This window comes from Desulfosporosinus meridiei DSM 13257 (assembly GCF_000231385.2).
In the GTDB taxonomy this organism is placed as follows: domain Bacteria; phylum Bacillota; class Desulfitobacteriia; order Desulfitobacteriales; family Desulfitobacteriaceae; genus Desulfosporosinus; species Desulfosporosinus meridiei.
Genome location: NC_018515.1, coordinates 1,594,976 through 1,615,091 on the forward strand (window position 1 = coordinate 1,594,976; position 20,116 = coordinate 1,615,091).

The 20,116-nt window shown below is 42.8% G+C and carries 18 protein-coding genes; 16 read left to right on the forward strand and 2 right to left on the reverse strand.

Going from position 1 to position 20,116, the window contains the following annotated elements; all coding sequences use genetic code 11:
* The first annotated feature begins 107 nt into the window (after positions 1-107).
* The 11 genes from DESMER_RS07335 to DESMER_RS07385 all read left to right on the forward strand — a co-directional run bounded on the left by DESMER_RS07335 (position 108) and on the right by DESMER_RS07385 (position 12,223).
* Positions 108-1,400, forward strand: coding sequence for a methyl-accepting chemotaxis protein (locus tag DESMER_RS07335; RefSeq protein ID WP_014902433.1), 1,293 nt, complete (start codon positions 108-110; stop codon positions 1,398-1,400).
* Between the two features lie 127 nt (positions 1,401-1,527).
* Positions 1,528-2,010 carry a spore coat protein gene (locus DESMER_RS07340; protein WP_014902434.1) on the forward strand — a complete coding sequence of 161 codons (483 nt, stop codon included), beginning with the start codon at positions 1,528-1,530 and terminating at the stop codon, positions 2,008-2,010.
* Positions 2,011-2,283: 273 nt separating this feature from the next.
* Positions 2,284-2,697, forward strand: coding sequence for an ArsR/SmtB family transcription factor (locus tag DESMER_RS07345; protein ID WP_014902435.1), 414 nt, complete (start codon positions 2,284-2,286; stop codon positions 2,695-2,697).
* A gap of 95 nt (positions 2,698-2,792) precedes the next feature.
* Positions 2,793-4,925: a heavy metal translocating P-type ATPase gene (locus DESMER_RS07350; protein WP_014902436.1), complete on the forward strand. Its 2,133-nt coding sequence runs from the start codon at positions 2,793-2,795 to the stop codon at positions 4,923-4,925.
* Between the two features lie 100 nt (positions 4,926-5,025).
* A complete protein-coding gene (locus DESMER_RS07355; protein ID WP_014902437.1) occupies positions 5,026-5,634 on the forward strand; it encodes a methyltransferase family protein in 609 nt (202 codons plus the stop codon).
* Positions 5,635-5,787: 153 nt separating this feature from the next.
* Positions 5,788-6,228, forward strand: coding sequence for a histidine utilization transcription antiterminator HutP (gene hutP, locus DESMER_RS07360; RefSeq protein WP_014902438.1), 441 nt, complete (start codon positions 5,788-5,790; stop codon positions 6,226-6,228).
* Positions 6,229-6,510: 282 nt separating this feature from the next.
* Positions 6,511-8,079, forward strand: a complete 1,569-nt coding sequence (gene hutH / locus DESMER_RS07365) for a histidine ammonia-lyase (protein ID WP_014902439.1) — start codon at positions 6,511-6,513, stop codon at positions 8,077-8,079.
* 219 nt (positions 8,080-8,298) lie between these two features.
* Positions 8,299-8,643, forward strand: coding sequence for a metal-sensitive transcriptional regulator (locus DESMER_RS07370; RefSeq protein WP_014902440.1), 345 nt, complete (start codon positions 8,299-8,301; stop codon positions 8,641-8,643).
* A gap of 25 nt (positions 8,644-8,668) precedes the next feature.
* Positions 8,669-11,416 carry a heavy metal translocating P-type ATPase gene (locus DESMER_RS07375; RefSeq protein ID WP_014902441.1) on the forward strand — a complete coding sequence of 916 codons (2,748 nt, stop codon included), beginning with the start codon at positions 8,669-8,671 and terminating at the stop codon, positions 11,414-11,416.
* A gap of 261 nt (positions 11,417-11,677) precedes the next feature.
* On the forward strand, positions 11,678-11,878 hold the full coding sequence (locus DESMER_RS07380) for a CopZ family metallochaperone (protein WP_014902442.1): 201 nt from the start codon (positions 11,678-11,680) through the stop codon (positions 11,876-11,878).
* A 147-nt stretch (positions 11,879-12,025) separates the two neighbouring features.
* A complete protein-coding gene (locus tag DESMER_RS07385; protein WP_014902443.1) occupies positions 12,026-12,223 on the forward strand; it encodes a hypothetical protein in 198 nt (65 codons plus the stop codon).
* A gap of 190 nt (positions 12,224-12,413) precedes the next feature.
* Here DESMER_RS07385 and DESMER_RS07390 read toward each other — a convergent pair whose 3' ends face one another.
* Entirely contained in the window at positions 12,414-12,620 is a 207-nt protein-coding gene (locus tag DESMER_RS07390; protein ID WP_014902444.1) for an alpha/beta-type small acid-soluble spore protein, read from the reverse strand.
* Positions 12,621-12,821: 201 nt separating this feature from the next.
* Here DESMER_RS07390 and trhA point away from each other — a divergent pair, with 201 nt between their 5' ends.
* The gene (gene trhA / locus DESMER_RS07395; protein WP_014902445.1) at positions 12,822-13,472 is read left to right on the forward strand and encodes a PAQR family membrane homeostasis protein TrhA; all 651 of its coding nucleotides are present in this window, start codon (positions 12,822-12,824) and stop codon (positions 13,470-13,472) included.
* 72 nt (positions 13,473-13,544) lie between these two features.
* Here trhA and DESMER_RS07400 read toward each other — a convergent pair whose 3' ends face one another.
* Positions 13,545-14,000, reverse strand: coding sequence for a YbjN domain-containing protein (locus tag DESMER_RS07400; protein WP_014902446.1), 456 nt, complete (start codon positions 13,998-14,000; stop codon positions 13,545-13,547).
* Between the two features lie 166 nt (positions 14,001-14,166).
* Here DESMER_RS07400 and DESMER_RS07405 point away from each other — a divergent pair, with 166 nt between their 5' ends.
* The 4 genes from DESMER_RS07405 to DESMER_RS07425 all read left to right on the forward strand — a co-directional run bounded on the left by DESMER_RS07405 (position 14,167) and on the right by DESMER_RS07425 (position 20,096).
* Complete coding sequence (locus DESMER_RS07405) at positions 14,167-15,312, forward strand: cache domain-containing protein (protein ID WP_014902447.1); 1,146 nt, start codon at positions 14,167-14,169, stop codon at positions 15,310-15,312.
* 262 nt (positions 15,313-15,574) lie between these two features.
* Complete coding sequence (gene fdnG / locus DESMER_RS07415; RefSeq protein ID WP_014902448.1) at positions 15,575-18,610, forward strand: formate dehydrogenase-N subunit alpha; 3,036 nt, start codon at positions 15,575-15,577, stop codon at positions 18,608-18,610.
* A 2-nt stretch (positions 18,611-18,612) separates the two neighbouring features.
* Positions 18,613-19,395, forward strand: a complete 783-nt coding sequence (locus DESMER_RS07420) for a 4Fe-4S dicluster domain-containing protein (protein WP_014902449.1) — start codon at positions 18,613-18,615, stop codon at positions 19,393-19,395.
* Positions 19,395-20,096 (forward strand): formate dehydrogenase subunit gamma, encoded by a 702-nt coding sequence (locus DESMER_RS07425; protein ID WP_014902450.1) that lies wholly within the window; start codon positions 19,395-19,397, stop codon positions 20,094-20,096. The genes DESMER_RS07420 and DESMER_RS07425 overlap by 1 nt, the downstream gene beginning before the upstream one ends.
* The last annotated feature ends 20 nt before the right edge of the window (positions 20,097-20,116 follow it).

Sequence of the window (20,116 nt, forward strand, 5' to 3'; positions counted from 1 at the left end):
CCCATAGACAAAGAGGAGTTAAGATTGAATGAATATACAAAATATTCATAATTGATATGTTATGAATTGTCAGCGAATAGAGTCTATACCTAAGGAGGTATTCTGGTATGGAAGCCGTTAGTGAGACGATTGAACGCAAACAGACAATTAGTTTGGTGAAGTATATAAGTCAAACTTTAGTTACAGTGGTTCCTATGGTATCTGTTATGGGTCTTATAATTACTTATCTTATGAATCTTAATCGCGCAAATTCAATCATACTGTTTTCGTGTTTTTTAGTATCCGGTATAGTAATTGGGATATTTGCCTCATTGAAAAACTATGTTCAATTTCTGAAGCCTATTTATGTTATGCAGGAAAAAATCATTCAGGTAGCCCAGGGGGACTTAACCCAAAGAATTAGTTTCTCCCCAAAGAGTGAAGTGGCTGAGTTGGGAAAGGCTTTTAACCACATGATGCTTAACTTTGGAGCCATGATTCATGAAATCCGTGAGATGGCTAAAGCTTGGGTTGTTTCGTCAGAGGAGTTATCAGCCAGTTCAGAGGAAGTAACAGCTACCAACAGTGATGTTGCCGATTATACAACCCACATGGCCAGCGAGGCTCGAGAACAAGCCCAAACTCAAAACCAGATGAAAGTTATGGTTATCGAACTTGAAAAAGCCGCTCAAATGATTGCAGAAAAGGCTACATCCGTTGCTTTTGAAGCGGTAAAATCTGAGCAGCATTCAGAAGAGGGCTTAGTAAAGCTTTCCCAGATAGTAACGACAATGGCTGAAACCAACCAAACAGTCAACAAATCTGTACTGATCATTGAAGAGCTGGCCGAACAATCAAATCGCATCGGTTTGATCACTGAAACCATTGCGCAAGTAGCCCGTCAAACTAATCTCTTAGCACTTAATGCCGCTATTGAGGCTGCCCGGGCTGGCGAACATGGCAAGGGCTTTGCTGTGGTAGCTGATGAAATCCACAAACTTGCCGAGGATGTAGCCTCATCAACGCGGGATGTAACAGAGATCACAACCCTAATTCAAAAAAGTATCGGCCAGGCAGTTAAGGGGATGATGCTCACAGATTCGCAAGTAAAAGATAGTGTAATATCAATACGCGAGGCTCAGGAGGCGTTAGGGGTGATTGCCGAGGCGACTAAAGATGTTTCTGGCAATATTTCGGATATTGCTGCTTCCAGCGAAGAAATGCTGGGCAGTATGGAAGAAATGAATCGCTATGTTGATAGAGTCAAGGAAGTCTCTGAAGAGTCGGTCAAAAAAGCCGAAACTATTGAGGCTTCAACAAAGGAAGTTTCAGCATCTATGCATATTGTTGCCACAACTGCCCAATCTCTAGCGCAAAATGCTAATCAGCTGCAAAGTGCCGTTGAGAAATTTAGGGTTTAACCGAATACAAGAATAATCAAATCGAAGGTATTAGTAAAGAAAACCCGATTATTAAGAAAAAGCTCGATCCATGCATAGAATCAAAGTTATCGACAACAATATAAAGCATAATAAGGAGGTGCTTTATATGACAATTCAATTTTCACAAAAAGAGAAATCTCTGTTAATGGATCAAAAAGAACACGAGGAAAGCTGCGTCGACAAATATGCAAAATATGCTAATCAAGCACAAGACGCTGAGTTAAAGCAGTTATTTACTTCATACTCAGCTCAGGAACAAGAACACCTGAATTCTATTAATCAGATGCTAGCTGGGCAGATACCTGCTATGGGAGGGCAACAGAAGCAAGGGCAACAGGCTCAGCAACAACAAGCCTCTGGTGGCAGCCAAGGTCAAATGCAAGGAAATTACAATCAAGAAGATGCAAAACTTTGTAAAGATATGCTGATGACGGAAAAGTATGTATCAGGTGCCTATAATACTGCAATTTTCGAATTTAGAGATACTAATGTCCGACAAGTCCTGAACCATATTCAAAAGGAAGAACAGGAACATGGCGAAGGAATATTCCAATACATGCAAAGCAAAGGTATGTATCAGGTTCAATAGTTTTATTTACTATTTACTATAATGAATAAAGCATAGCTTCTTAAATAATTGGAATACCGACTTTAAAGGTCGGTGTTTCAATTTTGTTTTGAAGTGAAAAAAGACCATACCCAAAATTAATTTTAGCTAATAAACTGTATTTTGGATTGCCGGGATACGGTATTTTATTTTGTTGTTTTAACCCTATGAAGGTCTTTAGAAAGTATTGATAAATAATCGATTTCTGTTATAATTACATATGAACATATAAACATATGTAAGGAGGTTCCTGCTATGACTCCCGATATAAATGAACATAATAAAAATCCAGAATCGATAACCCAGCCCACGGATAGCCTTGTATGTGATACTTTATGTATTCACACTGATTTGATTGAATCAGCTCGCCAAACTCTCATACCTGCCGGACAGATCCATCAATTGGCTGAGTTATTTAAAACCCTTGGAGATCCTACTCGAGTGAGAATTATGGATGTCTTAGCCAAAAATGAATTCTGTGTGTGCGATTTAGCTGAGCTATTAGAGTTAAGTCAATCAGCTACTTCACATCAATTACGTGTACTTCGCAGCAATCATCTGGTGAAATATCGCAGAGAGGGAAAGATGGTATATTACTCCTTAGATGATGACCATGTAATGGGACTTTATCGTGAGGGTCTTGAGCATATTTCCGAAGGGCATAGATAGAGAAGATAATAAGCATCTCTGAGTGATAATTTGACTAGGTGCCTCGGACCTAGACAGCATTGGATTATTATTGATAGTAGGTTGGAGGAAAAAAGATGAGTATAGATATACAAAGCCAAGAGAAGCTTAAATACCGTTTAGAAGGACTGAGTTGTGCCAACTGTGCCCTGAAAATAGAAAAAGCATTCAGTTCAGAGGTAACGATTGGAGAAACCAGCCTTAACTTTGCAACCCAAACTGTTTATTTGCCTCCTGCTGCTTTAGAAGTAGCTCAACGTATCATTGATCGGATTGAGCCAGGGGTAATCTTAAGACCAATCAATCAATCAAGTAAGAGCCTTGAACAAGAAGAGAATTCCTCAGATGTAAAATGGAAGAAAATAAGAATGTTGGGGGCAGGGATGTTGCTTGCAATAGGCCTAATATTGCCTGTGCTGAATATTAATTTGCCCTTGGCTCTGGAATACACGGTATTTTTAACCGCTTATTTTCTCGTTGGTTATGAGGTGCTTTATACTGCCCTGAGAAATATAACTAAAGGGGCCTTGTTTGACGAGAACTTTCTAATGGCCTTAGGTACCATTGGAGCTATAGCCATCAAGCAACTTCCTGAAGCAGTTGGGGTAATGCTATTTTATACAGTCGGCGAATATATCCAGGACTTAGCGGTTAATCGTTCACGACGCTCTATTCAAGCTTTAATGGATATTAGGCCGGACTATGCAAACTTGGTTCATCAATTAGATGTCCAGAAAGTTGCCCCGGAAGATGTCCAAGTAGGGCAATTAATCTTAGTACGTCCGGGTGAAAAAGTTCCCCTAGATGGAGAAGTGGTAAACGGTTCTTCATTTGTAGATACTTCTGCCTTGACTGGAGAATCAGTCCCGAGAAATATGGAAAAAGGGGATACCATTTTGGCAGGGATGGTCAATTCCAGCGGTGTGCTCACCGTTCGGGTTACTCGGCCTTTTGCAGAGTCTTCAATTCAAAAAATTCTCGATCTGGTGGAAAATGCCAGCTCGCGCAAAGCACCCACAGAAAAGTTTATCACTACTTTTTCGCGCTATTATACTCCGGCGGTAGTGTTCATCGCCTTAGGAATCGCGATAATTCCACCGCTTATCGGAATGGGAACCTTCAGTGAATGGGTTTATCGTGCCCTGACAATCCTAGTAATTTCCTGCCCCTGCGCCTTAGTGATTTCAGTTCCCTTGGGGTATTTTGGCGGAATTGGCGGAGCTTCTCGGCAGGGAATTCTGGTCAAAGGGGCCAACTATCTTGAAGCCCTGACTAAAGTTAAGACCGTTGTTTTTGATAAAACCGGAACCTTAACTCAAGGGGTATTTGATGTAGTAAAAATAAACCCGGCAAAGGGTTTTGAAGCGGAATTCCTTATGGAGATAACAGCCGCCGCGGAAGCTCATTCCAGTCACCCGATAGCTAAGTCGATTCGTGAGAGTTACGGATCCGCCATTGACCAGGGTGACATTGAGGACTATGAAGAAGTCAGCGGGAAGGGGATTAGAGCTAGAATTAAAGGGTACGATGTTCTGGTTGGCAAGGCCGTACTCTTAAAAGATTCAGGAATTCTTATTCCTGACGAGGAACATGGTATTAAGGGAACTTTAGTATATGTAGCAATTTCGGGAAAATATGCGGGGCAGATTTTGATTTCAGATCGCCTCAAGTTCGGCGCTAAAGAGACCATAAGAGCTTTAGAAAACTCTGGCGTTAAAACAGTGATGTTGACGGGAGATCATCAAACCGTAGCCGAAAGTGTGGCCCAAGACTTAGGAGTAGGGGAATTCCATGCTGATTTATTGCCTCAGGATAAGGTTGCTTGGGTAGAAAAACTGATGAATGGGGATAGCCAAGGGAAAGTTGTCTTTGTTGGGGATGGGATTAATGATGCTCCCGTCCTGATGCGAGCGGATGTAGGGATAGCTATGGGGGGATTAGGATCAGATGCAGCTATTGAAGCCGCTGATGTAGTGCTAATGGAAGATCAGCCGGCTAAACTTTTAACGGCTATTGAAATCGCATTTTTTACTAAGAAAATCATCTGGCAGAATATCTTCTTTGCCTTAGGAATAAAACTAGGCTTTGTCTTCTTGGGGGCAATTGGCATTGCCACAATGTGGGAAGCAGTATTCGCTGATGTAGGTGTTGCCCTTTTAGCAGTTTTAAATGCGACTCGAGTTAATAGGCACACAAGTTTAGAGAGCTAAATCATCCCTAAACCACTCAACCTGGTCTTTGTTGATCAACGGATAATACAAGCTCTTTTTAATGGTGCCCAAGGATTACTTTGTTATAGGGGATACGTCTATGTTTAATCTGAAAAATAGTCTTTCATTTTTCTTATTTTTGGTGTTTCTGTTTTCATATTTGTCCAAACTATTACTTCTAAAAAAAAGGTATAGAATTGACGCCAATGTCCTCAGTAAAGGCAGGAAGGATTCGCCCATAAGAGTGGTAGAAGCATTTGTTAAATTCACGACATTTCTTTGGGGTGTTGTTTGGTTGATGCTTTCCTTATTCGAACCTCTAATTTCCCAGTGGAGTGTTCCTTTCGTTAGTAATAGTTATCTCAGCGGTTTAGGCCTTCTTATCAATACAGTAGGGTTAGGAATATTTCTTGTAGCGATGATTACCATGAAAACCTCCTGGCGGGTAGGTATTGATAAAAGTGTCAAAACCTCCCTGGTAACTGACGGGATCTATCAATTTTCCAGAAATCCTGCCTTTGTTGGCTTTGACTTAATGTTTATGGGTCTTTTCCTTACTTACCCTAGTCTTCTAACCTTAGCACTAGCCCTCACCAATAGCTTGGCCATCCATTTATTAATCCTCCAGGAAGAAGTCCATCTCAAAGCAACTTTTCAGGAGGACTATTTAAAGTATTACAGAACTACTGGTCGCTATTTCATCCTTTAACGCCGGTGATCGATCGGATTTGATTACTATTTAAGAAGTTTCTCTTGAAGGATAGTTGTTTCTCGTCTATGATAAGAGTAGGGTCAGCTATTAATAATGAGTACACCAGCTGACATAGATAATAGAATGCTTAGGTTGAATCAGGGGGCTATCATGTTACATTTTTCATCATTAGGAAAAACGGCCTTACTGATTGCAATGGCCGAAGGATCTGAGACTGACGACTACGTTTCTCAGGCTCGATTAAAGGGCTTTGAGGTTGTTACGGGTAAGGTCGGTTCCATGGATGTCCAAAAAATTATTGCTGCAGTGGAAACGGCCGCCAAACGGGCGGGACTCACGGATGAGAGTTATCGTTCCCAGCATGCTCTTTATCACGCCATTCTTGATGCCTTGCAGGGTTTGGGTCGAGGGCCGCTTCAACTGGGGAATATTTTGCGCACAGTGGGACTTCGCTTTGCAGTGGTCAAAGGGCCGCGAACTCTGGAAGATTCAGATGATCTTTGGATTGCTGTCAGCATGTATGGAATGATAGGTGCCCCGATTAAAGGACATGAACATGAGGTTTGTGGTTTAGGAATTAACCATCTCTAAAGATTTGAATTAATAAAGTGCATGTATTTTCGAAAGTTGCAATAAAATAGGGTATGCTCAGAGTTATTAGATGTTAGAGGGCTAAGCTATAGACGAAAGTCTATGGCTTAATCCTCTTTTTTGTACAATCCAGAAAGTATAAAACTTTGTTATTATACTATCTATGCATAAGGGCAACTAAGGCTGCCGCCGCGCCTGCGGCTGCAAGATCGTTAACTCGTGCGAAGACAGTGTCTGCGAGCGCCAGCCAAGTTTTCTTTACTCTAAAAGGAGGACAAAAACATGAGCGTAGTATTAGCAGAAAAGTCTAAAGTTACTTTGGATGGAGAAAACCTGACCTTAGAGCAAGTGGTTGCCGTGGCACGCTTTGGTGCTAAAGTAGAATTACACCCCTTAGCTAAGGAAAAAGTCGTAAAATCCAGAGAATACGTGGATCAATTAATTGCAGGTAATAAAACCGTCTATGGCATTACTACCGGTTTCGGCAAGTTTAGTGATGTTTTTATTTCCAAAGAGGATGCCAAGACATTGCAACGTAACCTTATTATGAGTCATGCAACAGGTGTTGGAGAACCTCTAGCCTCGGAAGTAGTAAGAGGAATTTTACTGCTGCGGGCCAATGCTTTAGCCAAAGGATTTTCCGGGATTCGTCTCTCCACTCTTCAGACCTTAATTAATGTCTTAAATGCAGGAATCGTTCCTGTCGTCCCTGAGAAAGGATCCCTTGGGGCAAGTGGGGATTTGGCACCGTTGTCCCATATGGTTTTAGTTTTACTCGGTGAGGGAGAAGCCTTTTATAAAGATCGTCGGATGAGTGGGCGGGATGCCTTGGCTCAAGCGGGTATAGAACCTGTGGTTTTGGAAGGCAAAGAAGGTTTAGCTCTGATTAACGGCACTCAGGTAATGACAGCCATAGCGGCTTTATCGGTCTGGGATGCTGAGATCTTATGTGAATCAGCAAATATTACCTCAGCTTTGACGCTGGAAGCCTTAGAAGGGATTTTGGCAGCCTTTGATCCCAAAATCCATGCCGTCCGTCCTCATACTGGGCAAATTGAGACAGCGAAAAAAATCCGCCAGCTTACAGAAGGTAGTACTTTCCTTGCTGATGAACATCATCCCCGAGTGCAAGATGCCTATGCTCTGCGCTGCATTTCCCAAGTCCATGGTCCCTCGGGGGATGCGGTTGCCTACGTCAAAAAGGTTGTAGAAACAGAAATTAACTCCGCGACGGATAACCCTTTAATTTTCCCTGATCAAGATTCAGTACTGTCCGGGGGGAATTTCCATGGTCAGCCCATAGCCTTAGCTATGGATTTTCTGGGAATTGCCATGGCAGAGCTGGCTAATATTTCTGAACGGCGTTTAGAGCGCTTAGTTAATCCAAACCTAAGCGGGCTGCCGGCATTTCTGACCCCTAACGGTGGGTTGAATTCAGGCTTTATGATTGTGCAGTATTCTGCCGCGTCTTTGGTGTCGGAGAATAAGGTCTTAGCTCATCCGGCAAGTGTAGACTCCATCCCTTCCTCAGCTAATCAAGAAGACCATGTGAGTATGGGGACAATTGCCGCCCGCAAGGCCCGAAGTATCATTGAAAACACAGGCCATGTTCTGGGAATGGAGCTATTAGCAGCCTGTCAAGGCTTGGATCTGAGATCCGGCAAAGAAAACCTAACTCTTGGCAAGGGAAGTGAGAGTGCTTATCGGCTGGTGCGTTCCAAGGTAGCTACCCTCAAAGAAGATCGGGTTATGTATATGGATATTAATCAGGCCAAAGAACTGGTGATATCCGGTAAACTTGCTAATGCTGTCAAATTTGAATTGGATCGTAAGGGAATTCCACTAGCTTAAAATAGCTTCTGAGAAAATATCAGGCACCTGCTTCAATTGCTGAAGTGGGTGTCTGATTATTTGTTAACGGTGAGCTATCATTTGAACTGAACCCAGTCAGTTCAAATGATGGCTCAGGATAGCAGAGGACTATTTAGGAATACTAAGGGATAATTGTTAAACAGTAAGACTTGACATAAGGGGTAGGGGGGTATACTATATTGATTAGAGGTGATTTACATGGATTTTGATGACAAGCAGACCCAGACCTGTTCAGTTTGCGGTGGTGATTCACAAGGACAAGGAGAGCGGAGGAGTCATCATGATGATAAGACAATTAAAGAACTTGTAACGCGAATGAACCGCATCGAAGGGCAAATTCGCGGCATTAAAGGGATGATAGAGCGTCACGTTTATTGTGATGATATCTTAAATCAAATTTCCTCAGCTCAATCTGCTCTTGATGGAGCCTCTCGATTGCTTCTGGAAAAGCATATGAAATCATGTGTCAAAGAAAGACTGCAAGGGAATGATGATCAAGTTGTTGATGAAGTCCTAAAGACCATCTTTCGCATGATGCGTTAGTAGTGACTATGTTTGGGGGATATAAATGATGGAACAAGCAAACCGCGAAGGTAAAGAGATTAAGATATATGGCATGAGCTGTCAGCATTGTGTCAACCATGTCACCAAGATTCTGGAGAAATTCCCAAGTGTGGAACAGGTTCAGGTATCTTTAGCTGATTCCAAGGCCACTTTTACCTGGGAACCCAGTCAGGTCAACCTAGAGGATGTTCAAAAGGAGATTGAGGAAGGCGGTTATTCCTTAGAACCCCTTGCAGTTGAACTTGAACCGGAAGACCCAGACGATTTAGAGCAGATAAAGCCAGGCAACTCTGCGAGGGATGATGAACACAAGGAGTCTGTGGAGACTAAGGGTGAGTCTTCGATTATAGATCCAAAGCTGCAGTTTAGAATAACGGGCATGACTTGTGCGAATTGTGCTTTAACTATTGAAAAGGGTCTGCGGAATTTACCAGGGGTAAAATCAGCAGCTGTCAATTTTGCCTCGGAAAAGCTCACTGTAGAAGCGGATCCTAAGGTGTTTAAAGACGAGGATCTTTTGGCCAAGATCAAAGATCTGGGGTATAGTGCTCAAAGTGCAGATGAAGGGAAACAACAATTTAAAGTAAGTGGTATGACCTGTGCCAACTGCGCCTTGGCAATCGAAAAAAAACTCAAGGGTACCAGTGGTGTTTACAGTGTGGCTGTCAACTTGGCAAGTGAAACAGTGACGGTAGAGTTCGATTCCAGTGCAGTAACTTTGCAAGAAATTTTTGCCCAGGTAAGAGATGCTGGATATACGCCTATTGAGAATCCGGATGAGAATCAAGATGATCGCACTGCCCTCAGGCAGCGTAATTGGCTCTTTTTCAGTGCAATCCTTTCCCTGCCCATTATGCCCCTCATGTTTTTGCCAATGTCCAGACCAATCATGTATACCATGCTCATCTTGGCGACAATAGTTCAGTTTACTGCCGGTTGGACATTTTATCGGGGAGCATACCATGCCTTAAAGAATCGCTCAGCTAATATGGATGTCTTGGTGGCGCTTGGGATTACTGCTGCCTACGGATATAGTTTGATGACCACCATTCATATGTTTATCCCGGCTGTTTTTTTCGAAGGCCCCAACTTTTTTGATACTTCGGCTTTGTTAATTACTTTTGTTCGCTTTGGAAAGTATCTTGAAGCGAAAGCTAAGGGCAGGGCAGGGCAGGCTCTGAAGAAACTTCTGGAGCTCCAGGCAGATAAAGCCCATTTATGGGTGGATGGCGTGGTTAAAGAAGTGTCGGCTTCGGATTTAAAAATCGGGGATATCACATTAGTGAAATCCGGAGAAAGAATACCCCTTGATGGTGAAATAATTGAGGGCCAAGCAAGTATTGATGAGTCAATGCTGACCGGGGAATCTATTCCCATTGACAAAAGTGTTGGAGACCAAGTGATTGGGGCAACAATTAATCGTTCGGGAAGTATTAAAGTTAGAACCACTAAAACAGGTAAAGACACGGTTCTTTCCGGAATTATTAGAATGGTAGAAGATGCCCAAGGGGTTAAGCCACCGATTCAGAGGCTGGCGGATGTTATTTCAAACTACTTTGTCCCGACTGTGGTTGGCTTATCACTCCTTACCTTTGTTATTTGGTATGTGATTTTCCAGAGTACCTTTGTCTTTGCCTTTACCGCTGCCATAGCTGTCTTAGTTATTGCTTGCCCCTGCGCTTTAGGTCTGGCAACTCCTACAGCTATTATGGTTGGAAGCGGAGTAGGATTAAATCGAGGTATCTTGTTCAAAACAGCGGCAGTTCTCGAAGGAATCGCCAAGCTGCAGGCTATTGGTTTTGATAAAACGGGAACCTTAACTAAGGGTACTCCGGAAGTAACGGATATTGTGGCCTATGGGGATTTTACAGAGAAAGATATTCTTAGGATTGCAGCTGCCGGTGAAAATCCTTCCATTCATCCCTTGGCTCAGGCGGTTGTGGCCAAGAGTAAGCTTGAGGAACTGAAAATTGAAAATGTCGAGAACTATCGGGAAGAGGCAGGCTATGGAGTAACTTGTTCATACCAAGGGAAAACCTTATTGATTGGGAATATTAAATTGATGGATTTACAAGGTGTGGATATTGGCGAATCGGAGCAAGACTTTAGGCGTCTGGCGGAATCCGGCCGAACCACAAGCTTTATTGCCCTTGATGGTAAAGTTATAGGTCTTATAGCTTTGGCCGATGTCATTAAAGAAAGCACTATTGAAGCTATTAAGCGTTTGCACAACTTAGGTTTAAAGACCTTTATGATTACCGGTGACAATAAAAAAGTGGCTAACGTGGTTGGTGAACAGGTGGGGATCGATGAAGTTATTGCTGAAATTTTGCCCCAAGATAAGATTAGTATTATTAAGAAATATCAGGATCAGGGTTATAAAGTGGCCATGGTGGGGGATGGGATTAATGACGCTCCAGCCCTTGCTCAAGCCGATATCGGAATTGCCATTGGCTCTGGAACTGATGTTGCCAAGGAAACTGGGGATGTAGTCTTAGTCCGCAATGACCTGCTGGATGTGGAGAGAGCAATTCGTTTAGGGCGAAAAACTCTGGGCAAGATAAAGCAAAACCTTTTCTGGGCTTTAATCTACAATGTCATCGGGATTCCCATTGCCGCAGGTGTCCTTTATCCGATTACCGGTGAGCTTCTGCCACCTGAATGGGCTGGACTGGCAATGGCCTTTTCCTCGGTTTCAGTAGTGACAAGTTCTATTCTTTTAAGACGATTTGATCGTCAACTTGAGGGTTAGACTACCAGCCGTAAGACTCCATTGTCTATAAGTACGAAAGCATCTATTGACGAAACCCGGGTGAGGGTTTCGAGAACAACTTTAGCGGTGAGGATGAGATAACGGCTGCTACGTCCCTAGATAAGTTCTTCTAAGCTTTAGCTGGAGTAAGTATTCCTCTTAGGCAAACTCTATCTGAGGCTAAGAATTGCTTGATTAAAGTTAGATTTCATCTGAGCTCTGACTTTGATCTCTGACTTCTGAATAAGCGAGGTGATAAGGATGAGTCAAACTATTCTAAAGGTTGAAGGGATGACCTGCAACCACTGTAAAATGAGAGCAGAAAAAGCTTTACAGGCAGTGAGTGGTGTAGAAAGCGTAAAAGTTGATCTTGCGGCTAAGGAAGCGGTTGTAACTGGTGAGGCTAAGCGCGAGAATTTGGTTAAAGCAATCGTAGATGCTGGGTATACTGTCGTTGAATAAGGTGAAAGGGGCCGTTAAGCGGCCCCTTTAGTATTGCTTTACAAAATCCAAAAAAATTGAAGAATAGCTGATTCCTTAACTTCGGAAATTATTATCTCGGATGAATACCTTATCTTTGGATAAACTATTTACTGAGGTGATGAAAAAATGCCCAGAAATGATGGCAACAAGTATAAGAATGAGGAATTAAAGAAGATTGAATTAACTCTCCGCAACATTCATAAGAATGAAGAGTTTCTATTAGAGAATGCTGAAGAGTTAAGTGCTCATCAAATTAAAGATGTAAAAGAGCACTTGGCTTCAAAGAAAAAATTCCTTGAGGAAACAGATGGAACGATTAAATAGGAGCTTTAAAGCTCCTTTTATATTTAATCAGGTTTAATTGCTAAGCTATTAGTTTGGTATGTGAAAGATAGTATGAGTATGTGAAAGTTTTGAAAGAATTTTTTGCCCTTATAAGCTAATACTAGGCATAAAAAATAGTAAGAAGGATATCTTTCGATATCCTTCTTAAGTCTAACAACATTGTTTGAAGTTAGATTTTGCTTCCGCCTTTAAGATGTTCCTCAGCAAACTGAATCATACGTTTGGTCATCATACCGCCGACAGAACCGTTTTCGCGGCTGGTACGGTCACCGCCTAATTGAAGGCCCATTTCATTTGCCACTTCATATTTGAATTGATCCAATTGTTGTGAAGCGCCCTTAGCTGCTGGTTGATTACTGTTTCTTTCTCCTGCCATGATAGGTACCCTCCTTTAAAATTGTGTGTTGTATTTGTGTACTGGAACATTCTTATTATGGTTTTTAATCGATTTTATTACTCAGGTAATTATTTCTACAATATAGAAGGCTTTCCTTTTGGTTCGGGAGCCGGATTGTTATTGATTTTATAGATCGTAAGGTTTAGAATTAAATTACTTAGACTTAGGGGAGGCTTTCAGATGTTTTTAAAGATGAAGGAACCGGTAAACACCTGGACACATTTTGTATTGTTTATGGCTGCAATCGTGGGACTGGTGTTTCTTATTATCCTAAGTAAAAATAATATCTCAAAGCTCATTACAATGACGGTATATGGAGTTAGTATGATCTTGCTTTATGGTGCCAGCTCACTTTACCATTGGGTAAGAACAACTCCTCAGAAAGAACTTCTCCTTAAAAAGGTGGATCATATAGCGATTTATTTATTAATTGCCGGTTCCTATACACCAGTATTTTATTATGGTTTGGAAGGGGCATGGCGTTGGGCGATGCTAAGTGTGGTTTGGGCTCTGGCGTTCATAGGGATGCTATTGAAAATTTGGTTTATTCATGCTCCTCGCTATGTATCTTCAGCTTTTTATGTGTCACTGGGCTGGATAGCTTTAATTCCTTTCCTGCAGCTTGTTAAGAATCTGCCTATGGGTGCAATTATTCTCATGGCGGTCGGTGGTGTCACCTATACCGTTGGGGCCATTATATATGCAACTAAGATTTTTGATTTCTTTCCGAAACGTTTCGGTTTCCATGAGATATTTCATATATTCATTGGGGCGGGAAGTATTGTTCATTACATAATGATTTTGATCTATATTATGCCTATGGCTGAGTAGCTTAGGGTATGAACATTAAAAGGGTTGTCACATAATGAAAACATTCATTATGTGACAACCCTTTTAATAATATTAACTATCTTCAATGCAAAAAGCGACGGCTTCTTCGGCACTGTAATCCCCATATACCAGCTTCATTAAGCCTGGGTAATAAGTATCAAATCCTAATACCCCGTTCCAGACAACATTTAGTATTTGATCTTGAGAGGGTTTGGCGTCAGCAAGATCTAGGTATGTACGGTACCTTATCTCACCGTTATCCATGTCCATTTCAAAGTTGCCATTGACTAACTCGTAATTAACCCGACTCATGAAATCACATACTTCAAGTCTTTTAGAAGGAGGGATTTTTTGATTAATATGGGTATTGCAAAGCAGTGATTCTTGCTCTTCGTCTACAAAAAGAAAAGCGTTAAAATCTGTATTTATGCCTCGAATCTCCAGCCGAATGATTTCGTTTTTATTGTCAAAATCAAACTCCCAACCGTTTTGACTCAGAATCTCATAGAGCACCTTAAATAAGGACATGTTTATCCCTCCTAAACCGGACTGATTTTCAAATAAGTTCAACGCGATAAAGGTAAAATCCTTCCAATTATGGAATAAAAATAAATTGATTAATGGGTAGAGAGGTTTTTATTGGATAGATCCCGAATTAAATGAAAGTATAATTTATCTCCGAGGAGGAGTTTCTTTGCACTCACTAAAACATCAAATTATTATACTTCTGCTGGGGTCGCTAATTGTCCTCGCGACGAGCTTGATTTTTGGCTTAGGTTGGCATTTGAAGCATCGTGCAGTGGATGCTGCTATTGTCAAAGCTAAAACTGATTTAACAACATGCATGGAAATTATTGATTTAAAGACCCCAGGTTCTTGGCAAGTAAAAGAGGGACTTCTGTACAAAGGAGATACTCAAATATCCCATCAAACAGAACTTGTCGATTATTTAGCAGAACTAACCGGCGACACCGTGACTTTATTTCTCGGCGATACTCGAGTCGCTACAACTGTACGCAGTACCAATGGGGAGAGAGCGATAGGGACAAAAGTCTCGGATGCAGTGGCCCAGACTGTCTTGAAAGATGGGCAGATCTACTTGGGTGAAGCGAATGTTGTTGGTCAGCTTTATCAAACGGCTTATGAACCCATTCGTGATAGCAATGGAGATATTGTTGGGATTTTTTATGTGGGCATTTCAAAAAACTATACTCAAGCCTTCATTGTTAATTCGCTAACCTTGTTAGCAGGGTTTGGCTTAGGAATTACTTCCATTGTTGCCTTAGCGACTTGGTTCTTTATCCAAAGAGTAATTATTAATCCACTCCGTGACATAACCCTGGCCACACGTGATGTGGCTACCGGGCACGCTGCCGAGAAAGTTGATATCACCGGCCCCAAAGAGATTGGAGATCTGGCAGTTGCCTTTAACCAAATGGTTGAAAGACTAGGGGATATCGCAGATGAAATGAGTAAAGCCACCATGTCTAGAGACTTACAAGTTGATAATTCTTCTGCGCTAAATAAGGCGGATGAGCCAGAATTAAATATGACTGAAGATCCAAAGAATAGCTGGAAATTTGATCAACAAAGTTTACCTAAAGGACTAAATCAACTTACTTTAATGCAAATCCTTTCATTTATGTGCGAGACAAGGGAACTGGTATCGGCTGAAAACGTCGCCGAAGGGGTAAACCTAACAAGAGTAACTGTTCGAAGATACTTAGAGTTTCTAGAACAACATGGAGCTTTGACAACAGAGTTAAAATACGGAACAGTGGGAAGACCTGTAAAATTATTTCAACCGGTACCTAATCTAAGTGTTACTGATATTGATTAATTAGTTACCTATAACAACTCAGAATAGTAAGGAGTTAGCGTACTTTATATTTACAGAATATTTTCTTTATTTACTTAATTATTTTGGTGATGACTAAAGCGAGAAAGGGTTGTAAGCTTATAATGTGTTGATTCAGAAAATTCTTTCTAATTACTTAATTAAGTCCTCATCCAATTTGTGTCATTCATACCTTACTTGTTAGTTGTAGAACTGATACCAACACATAGGCATGTTATGAACATTTAAAGAGGGAGGAAAAAAGATGGATGTTTCGCGTCGGAATTTCTTGAAACTTTCTGGGCTTTCCATCGCTGCTTTGGCAGCTGGTTTAGGGTTTGACCCTGCAGTAGCTGAGGCCAAGGGATATGTATTGAAGCTGGAGGGAAGTAAAAAGATTCCTAGTATTTGTCACTTCTGCTCTGGTGGCTGTGGGATGCTCTTATATGTCAAAGATGGTAAGCTTATTCATCTTGAAGGTGATCCCGATCATCCAACCAATGAAGGGACTCTATGTCCAAAAGCTGCAAGTTTACTCAGTGTTGCCAATTCGCCGGATCGTGTGATCAGGCCAAGACGGCGGGCTCCCGGGGCCGATCATTGGGAAGAAATTTCCTGGGAAGAAGCCTTGGACATTGTGGCCAAGAAAACTAAAGAAGTCAGGGATGCCAGCTGGAAAGCTGCCGATGAGATTGTGAATGCTAAAACCGGACTACCGGAGAGCTTATTAGTAAACCGTGCAGAGGGAATCGCCTTTTTGGGATCAGCGGAAGTTGATAATGAAGAGTCATATCTAATTTCAAAATTCAGTCGCTTGATCGGCACTCCATATAATGAACATCAGGCCCGGATCTGACACGCTCCCACGGTGGCAAGTTTGTCACCTTCATTTGGGCGTGGTGCCATGACGAATTCCTGGTCTGATCTGAAAAATTCTGAAGTCTTTTTAATTGCTGGCAGTAACTGTGCCGAAAACCATCCTATTGCCATGAAGTGGATAAATCGGGCTAAAGAAAAGGGTGCGAAAATAATCGTCGTCGATCCACGCTTTACACGGACAGCTGCTAAAGCTGATATCTTCGCTCAAATTCGTCCGGGAACGGATATCGCCTATCTCGGCGCAATTATAAATTATATTATTAATCAGAAATTGTACGATGAGAAGTATGTGTTAAATTACACCAATGCTCTGATGATGGTCAGCAAAGATTATAAGTTAGAAGATGGTATCTTCTCCGGTTATAACGAGAAGACCAGAAAATATGCAACCACCAGCTGGGCTTATCAACTTGGGCCGGATAATAAGCCTCTGAAAGCTGAAAGTCTGGAGGATCCTGATTGCGTATTTGCCAAGCTTAAAGTCCACTATGCAAGATATACCTTTGCAACAGCGGAAAACATTTCCGGAATTCCTGCTGCCAAAATCAAGGAAATTGCTGAGGCCTTCTGTAAAGGAAAACCAGGAAGCATTCTCTATGCTCTGGGAATGACTCAACATACTACCGGCGTACAAGGAATTCGAGCGTACGCTATTATCCAACTGTTATTGGGTAACATCGGAAAAGCCGGCGGCGGCATCAATGCTTTACGAGGAGAGCCCAATGTTCAGGGCTCGACGGATATGGCCAACCTGGTCAGTAACTTGCCGGGCTATTTGCCCTACCCGATTAATACAGATAAGACCTTGCGGGATTATCTGGTGCGCAATGGCTCATTTTATGAGAAACATCTGGTTGCCCTGCTTAAAGCTTGGTATGGTGCCAACGCCACTAAAGAAAACAATTATGGATTTAACTATTTACCCAAGACCAATCCTTCAGTGAATGCAACCATGGTCAAAATCTTTGAGATGATGAATAAAGGACAGTTTAAGCTTCTCTTCAATGTTGGCTCTAACTCTCTCGTTTCTATTCCGGATCGCAAGTTAGTCCGTTCGGGTTTAGCTAAACTTGATATGCTCGTGGTATCTGACCTTTTCGAGATTGAGACAGCCCAGTTTTGGCGTGAACCCGGGGTGAACCCGGGGGATATTAAGACTGAAGTTATCATGTTCCCTGCAGCCTTTGTTTATGAGAAAGCAGGAAGTATGTCCAATTCCTCCCGCTGGATTCAGTGGAAAGAGGCGGCGATTAAGCCCCTCGGGGAATCAAAACCGGATCTCGATCTGCTGGATCACCTTTTCAAGAAAATCAGAAAGTTATATGAAGGCAGCACGGATGTCAAGGATGCCCCAATACTCAAGGCCCGTTGGGATTATGGTGAGGGAGAGCCCAGCGCTCTGAAAGTGCTTCAAGAGTTGAGCGGTTATGACGAGACCACCGGAAAACTGCTGCCCACAATTGGGGATTATCTTAAGGCACCAATCGGGACAGCTTCTACAGGCTGTTGGATTTACGCCGGCGTGACAGGGAATGGAAATCTGGCTGCCCGCCGTAAAAATGACGATCCTACAGGATTAGGATTGTTCAGAGACTGGAGTTTTGCTTGGCCTGGAAATGTCCGGATTCTCTATAACCGAGCTTCCTGTGATGAAGCAGGACGACCGGTTGACGCTAAACGTCAGCTTATTTGGTGGGATAGTGCGGCTGAGGTCTGGGCAGGAAACGATGGAGCAGATGTTGTCGATAAAACAAAGGGTCCGAATACACCGGAAGGGAAGCAAAGTTTCCGCATGAATCCCGAGGGGGTAGGCAGGCTATTTGCTGCCACTTATATGAGCGGGTTACCCGTAGCCCCCCCTACAGACGGTTTGCCACCCATCGGGATTCGTCCCGGAGGTCTCTGCGTAGACGGCCCCATGCCGGAATACTACGAACCCACGGAAAGCCCTACGACAAACATCTTACATCCTAAGGTTTCCATCAGCCCAGTGGCTCTGGTTGTCTCAACTCAGCTGGGTAAGTCGGAAGAGTATCCCCATGTGCTGACCACTTACGGAGTGGTGGAGCATTTCTGCGCCGGTGGGATTACCCGCAATATTCCTTGGTTGAATGAAATCATGCCGGAACCCTTTGCTGAGATCAGTAAAAACCTAGGGGAAAAGATTGGAGTTAAAGAAGGGGATATGGTCGAAGTTGCTTCAGCTCGGGGCAAAATCACTGTGCGGGCCTTAGTTACTGATCGCCTGCAGACCTACAAAGTTAACGGAAAAGACACCGAAACCATCGGAATGCCCTGGAGCTGGGGTTTTGCCTCCTTAAGTCCCGGTCCCAGTACCAATGAACTGACCATCGCAGCATTAGATCCTGGAGCCGGTACTCCGGAGTATAAGGTTTGCCTGGTCAAGATAAGGAGGGCATAGCCATGACAAGAAAAATGGTTTTTGTCGACACTTCCAAATGTACTGGGTGCAAAGCTTGCACTGTGGCCTGCAAGGAATGGAACGAGCTTCCGGCGGAGAAAACCCAACTGCTTACCAGTTATCAAACTCAAAAAAATTTCACTTCGAAGACCTGGACGTACATGACCTTTATCGAAAAGTATGAAAACGAAACAATGAATTGGTTAATGCGTAAGGCTCAATGCTTCCACTGCGCAGACCCTGCTTGTCTGAAGGCCTGTTCTTCCGGTGCTATTACTCAGACGGAATCCGGGTATGTGGTGATTAATCAGGATAAATGTATCGGCTGTGGTTATTGTGTGGAGAACTGTCCCTTTGGGGTACCGAAGGTCGACCCTGTCAAGAAAAAATCCTCCAAATGTACGGGGTGTATTGATCGGGTTGAAAATAATTTGTTGCCGGCCTGTGTGCAGACCTGTCAACCGGGTGCCTTAGCTTTTGGAGAACGTGATGCTATGTTGGTTCAAGGAAAGAAGCGTCTTGCCGAGGTTCAAAAAACCCATCCTAAGGCCCAGTTCTATGGGGAAAAGGAAATGGGCGGCATGACCTATCTTTATTTATTGCTGGACAGTCCTGAGGTTTACGGTCTCCCAGCTAACCCAACGGTTCCCCTCTCTCTAACCCTCTGGAAAGATGTGGTTCGTCCAGTAGGGAGTGTGGCAGTGGGTGGCGCGGCAGCGGCAGTAGTCCTCGGAGTTTTTGCTAACCTCTTGAGGGGAAATTATAAAGAAGGAGGGAAAGACTAATGGCTCCTAAAACTGAAGCAGGAAATCAAGCACCTCCAAGAATTGTTGGAGACCGGGTTTTGCGATTTAGTAAAGGTGAACGCCTGAGTCATTGGGTTCATGCCGTTTCTTTCTTTGTTTTGCTTTTTACCGGACTGGGAGTTTACAGTTCTTTATTTCAACCTGCCATGGCTATTGTCGGGGGAATACATGTTGCTCAGGTGATTCACCGAATATCAGCTGTTTTCTTTGTAGTGGTGGTGGGATTACTTTTCTTTGTCGGAAACCCAAGATTTCATTGGCGTTGGTTAAAATTTACCTTTAATTTTACAAAATCAGATTTGCAACATGTTAGTGCCTTCCCTAGAGAGTTTTTCGGCGGGCACGGCAACTATCCGGCCCAAGATAAGTACAATGGAGGAGAAAAAATTAATTCCTTGATCACCATCTTTGGTACCATATTCGTGACTCTTAGTGGGGTTGTCATGTGGTGGGCACCACATTTTCCGCCCAGCTTAGTCCGATGGGCTTACCCGGTTCATGATCTTTCGGTGTTTATCATGACGGCCGCTGCCATCGGACATATATACTTAGGCCTCTTACATCCGGATTCCCGAGTTGCTATGTCCGGCATGCTCAATGGTTATGTATCCAAAAGGTTTGCCAAGGCACATCATGCTCAGTGGTATGAAAGACTGAAAAATGAGCAGCAGAATCTCTGATAGATGATAAGGAGAGATCT

What these genes read in the sequence shown, in the direction of transcription:
- DESMER_RS07335 (WP_014902433.1), top strand. Translation starts at nt 108, where the DNA reads ATGGAAGCCGTTAGTGAGACGATTGAACGCAAACAGACAATTAGTTTG.
- DESMER_RS07340 (WP_014902434.1), top strand. Translation starts at nt 1,528, where the DNA reads ATGACAATTCAATTTTCACAAAAAGAGAAATCTCTGTTAATGGATCAA.
- DESMER_RS07345 (WP_014902435.1), top strand. Translation starts at nt 2,284, where the DNA reads ATGACTCCCGATATAAATGAACATAATAAAAATCCAGAATCGATAACC.
- DESMER_RS07350 (WP_014902436.1), top strand. Translation starts at nt 2,793, where the DNA reads ATGAGTATAGATATACAAAGCCAAGAGAAGCTTAAATACCGTTTAGAA.
- DESMER_RS07355 (WP_014902437.1), top strand. Translation starts at nt 5,026, where the DNA reads ATGTTTAATCTGAAAAATAGTCTTTCATTTTTCTTATTTTTGGTGTTT.
- hutP (WP_014902438.1), top strand. Translation starts at nt 5,788, where the DNA reads ATGTTACATTTTTCATCATTAGGAAAAACGGCCTTACTGATTGCAATG.
- hutH (WP_014902439.1), top strand. Translation starts at nt 6,511, where the DNA reads ATGAGCGTAGTATTAGCAGAAAAGTCTAAAGTTACTTTGGATGGAGAA.
- DESMER_RS07370 (WP_014902440.1), top strand. Translation starts at nt 8,299, where the DNA reads ATGGATTTTGATGACAAGCAGACCCAGACCTGTTCAGTTTGCGGTGGT.
- DESMER_RS07375 (WP_014902441.1), top strand. Translation starts at nt 8,669, where the DNA reads ATGATGGAACAAGCAAACCGCGAAGGTAAAGAGATTAAGATATATGGC.
- DESMER_RS07380 (WP_014902442.1), top strand. Translation starts at nt 11,678, where the DNA reads ATGAGTCAAACTATTCTAAAGGTTGAAGGGATGACCTGCAACCACTGT.
- DESMER_RS07385 (WP_014902443.1), top strand. Translation starts at nt 12,026, where the DNA reads ATGCCCAGAAATGATGGCAACAAGTATAAGAATGAGGAATTAAAGAAG.
- DESMER_RS07390 (WP_014902444.1), bottom strand. Translation starts at nt 12,620, where the DNA reads ATGGCAGGAGAAAGAAACAGTAATCAACCAGCAGCTAAGGGCGCTTCA.
- trhA (WP_014902445.1), top strand. Translation starts at nt 12,822, where the DNA reads ATGTTTTTAAAGATGAAGGAACCGGTAAACACCTGGACACATTTTGTA.
- DESMER_RS07400 (WP_014902446.1), bottom strand. Translation starts at nt 14,000, where the DNA reads ATGTCCTTATTTAAGGTGCTCTATGAGATTCTGAGTCAAAACGGTTGG.
- DESMER_RS07420 (WP_014902449.1), top strand. Translation starts at nt 18,613, where the DNA reads ATGACAAGAAAAATGGTTTTTGTCGACACTTCCAAATGTACTGGGTGC.
- DESMER_RS07425 (WP_014902450.1), top strand. Translation starts at nt 19,395, where the DNA reads ATGGCTCCTAAAACTGAAGCAGGAAATCAAGCACCTCCAAGAATTGTT.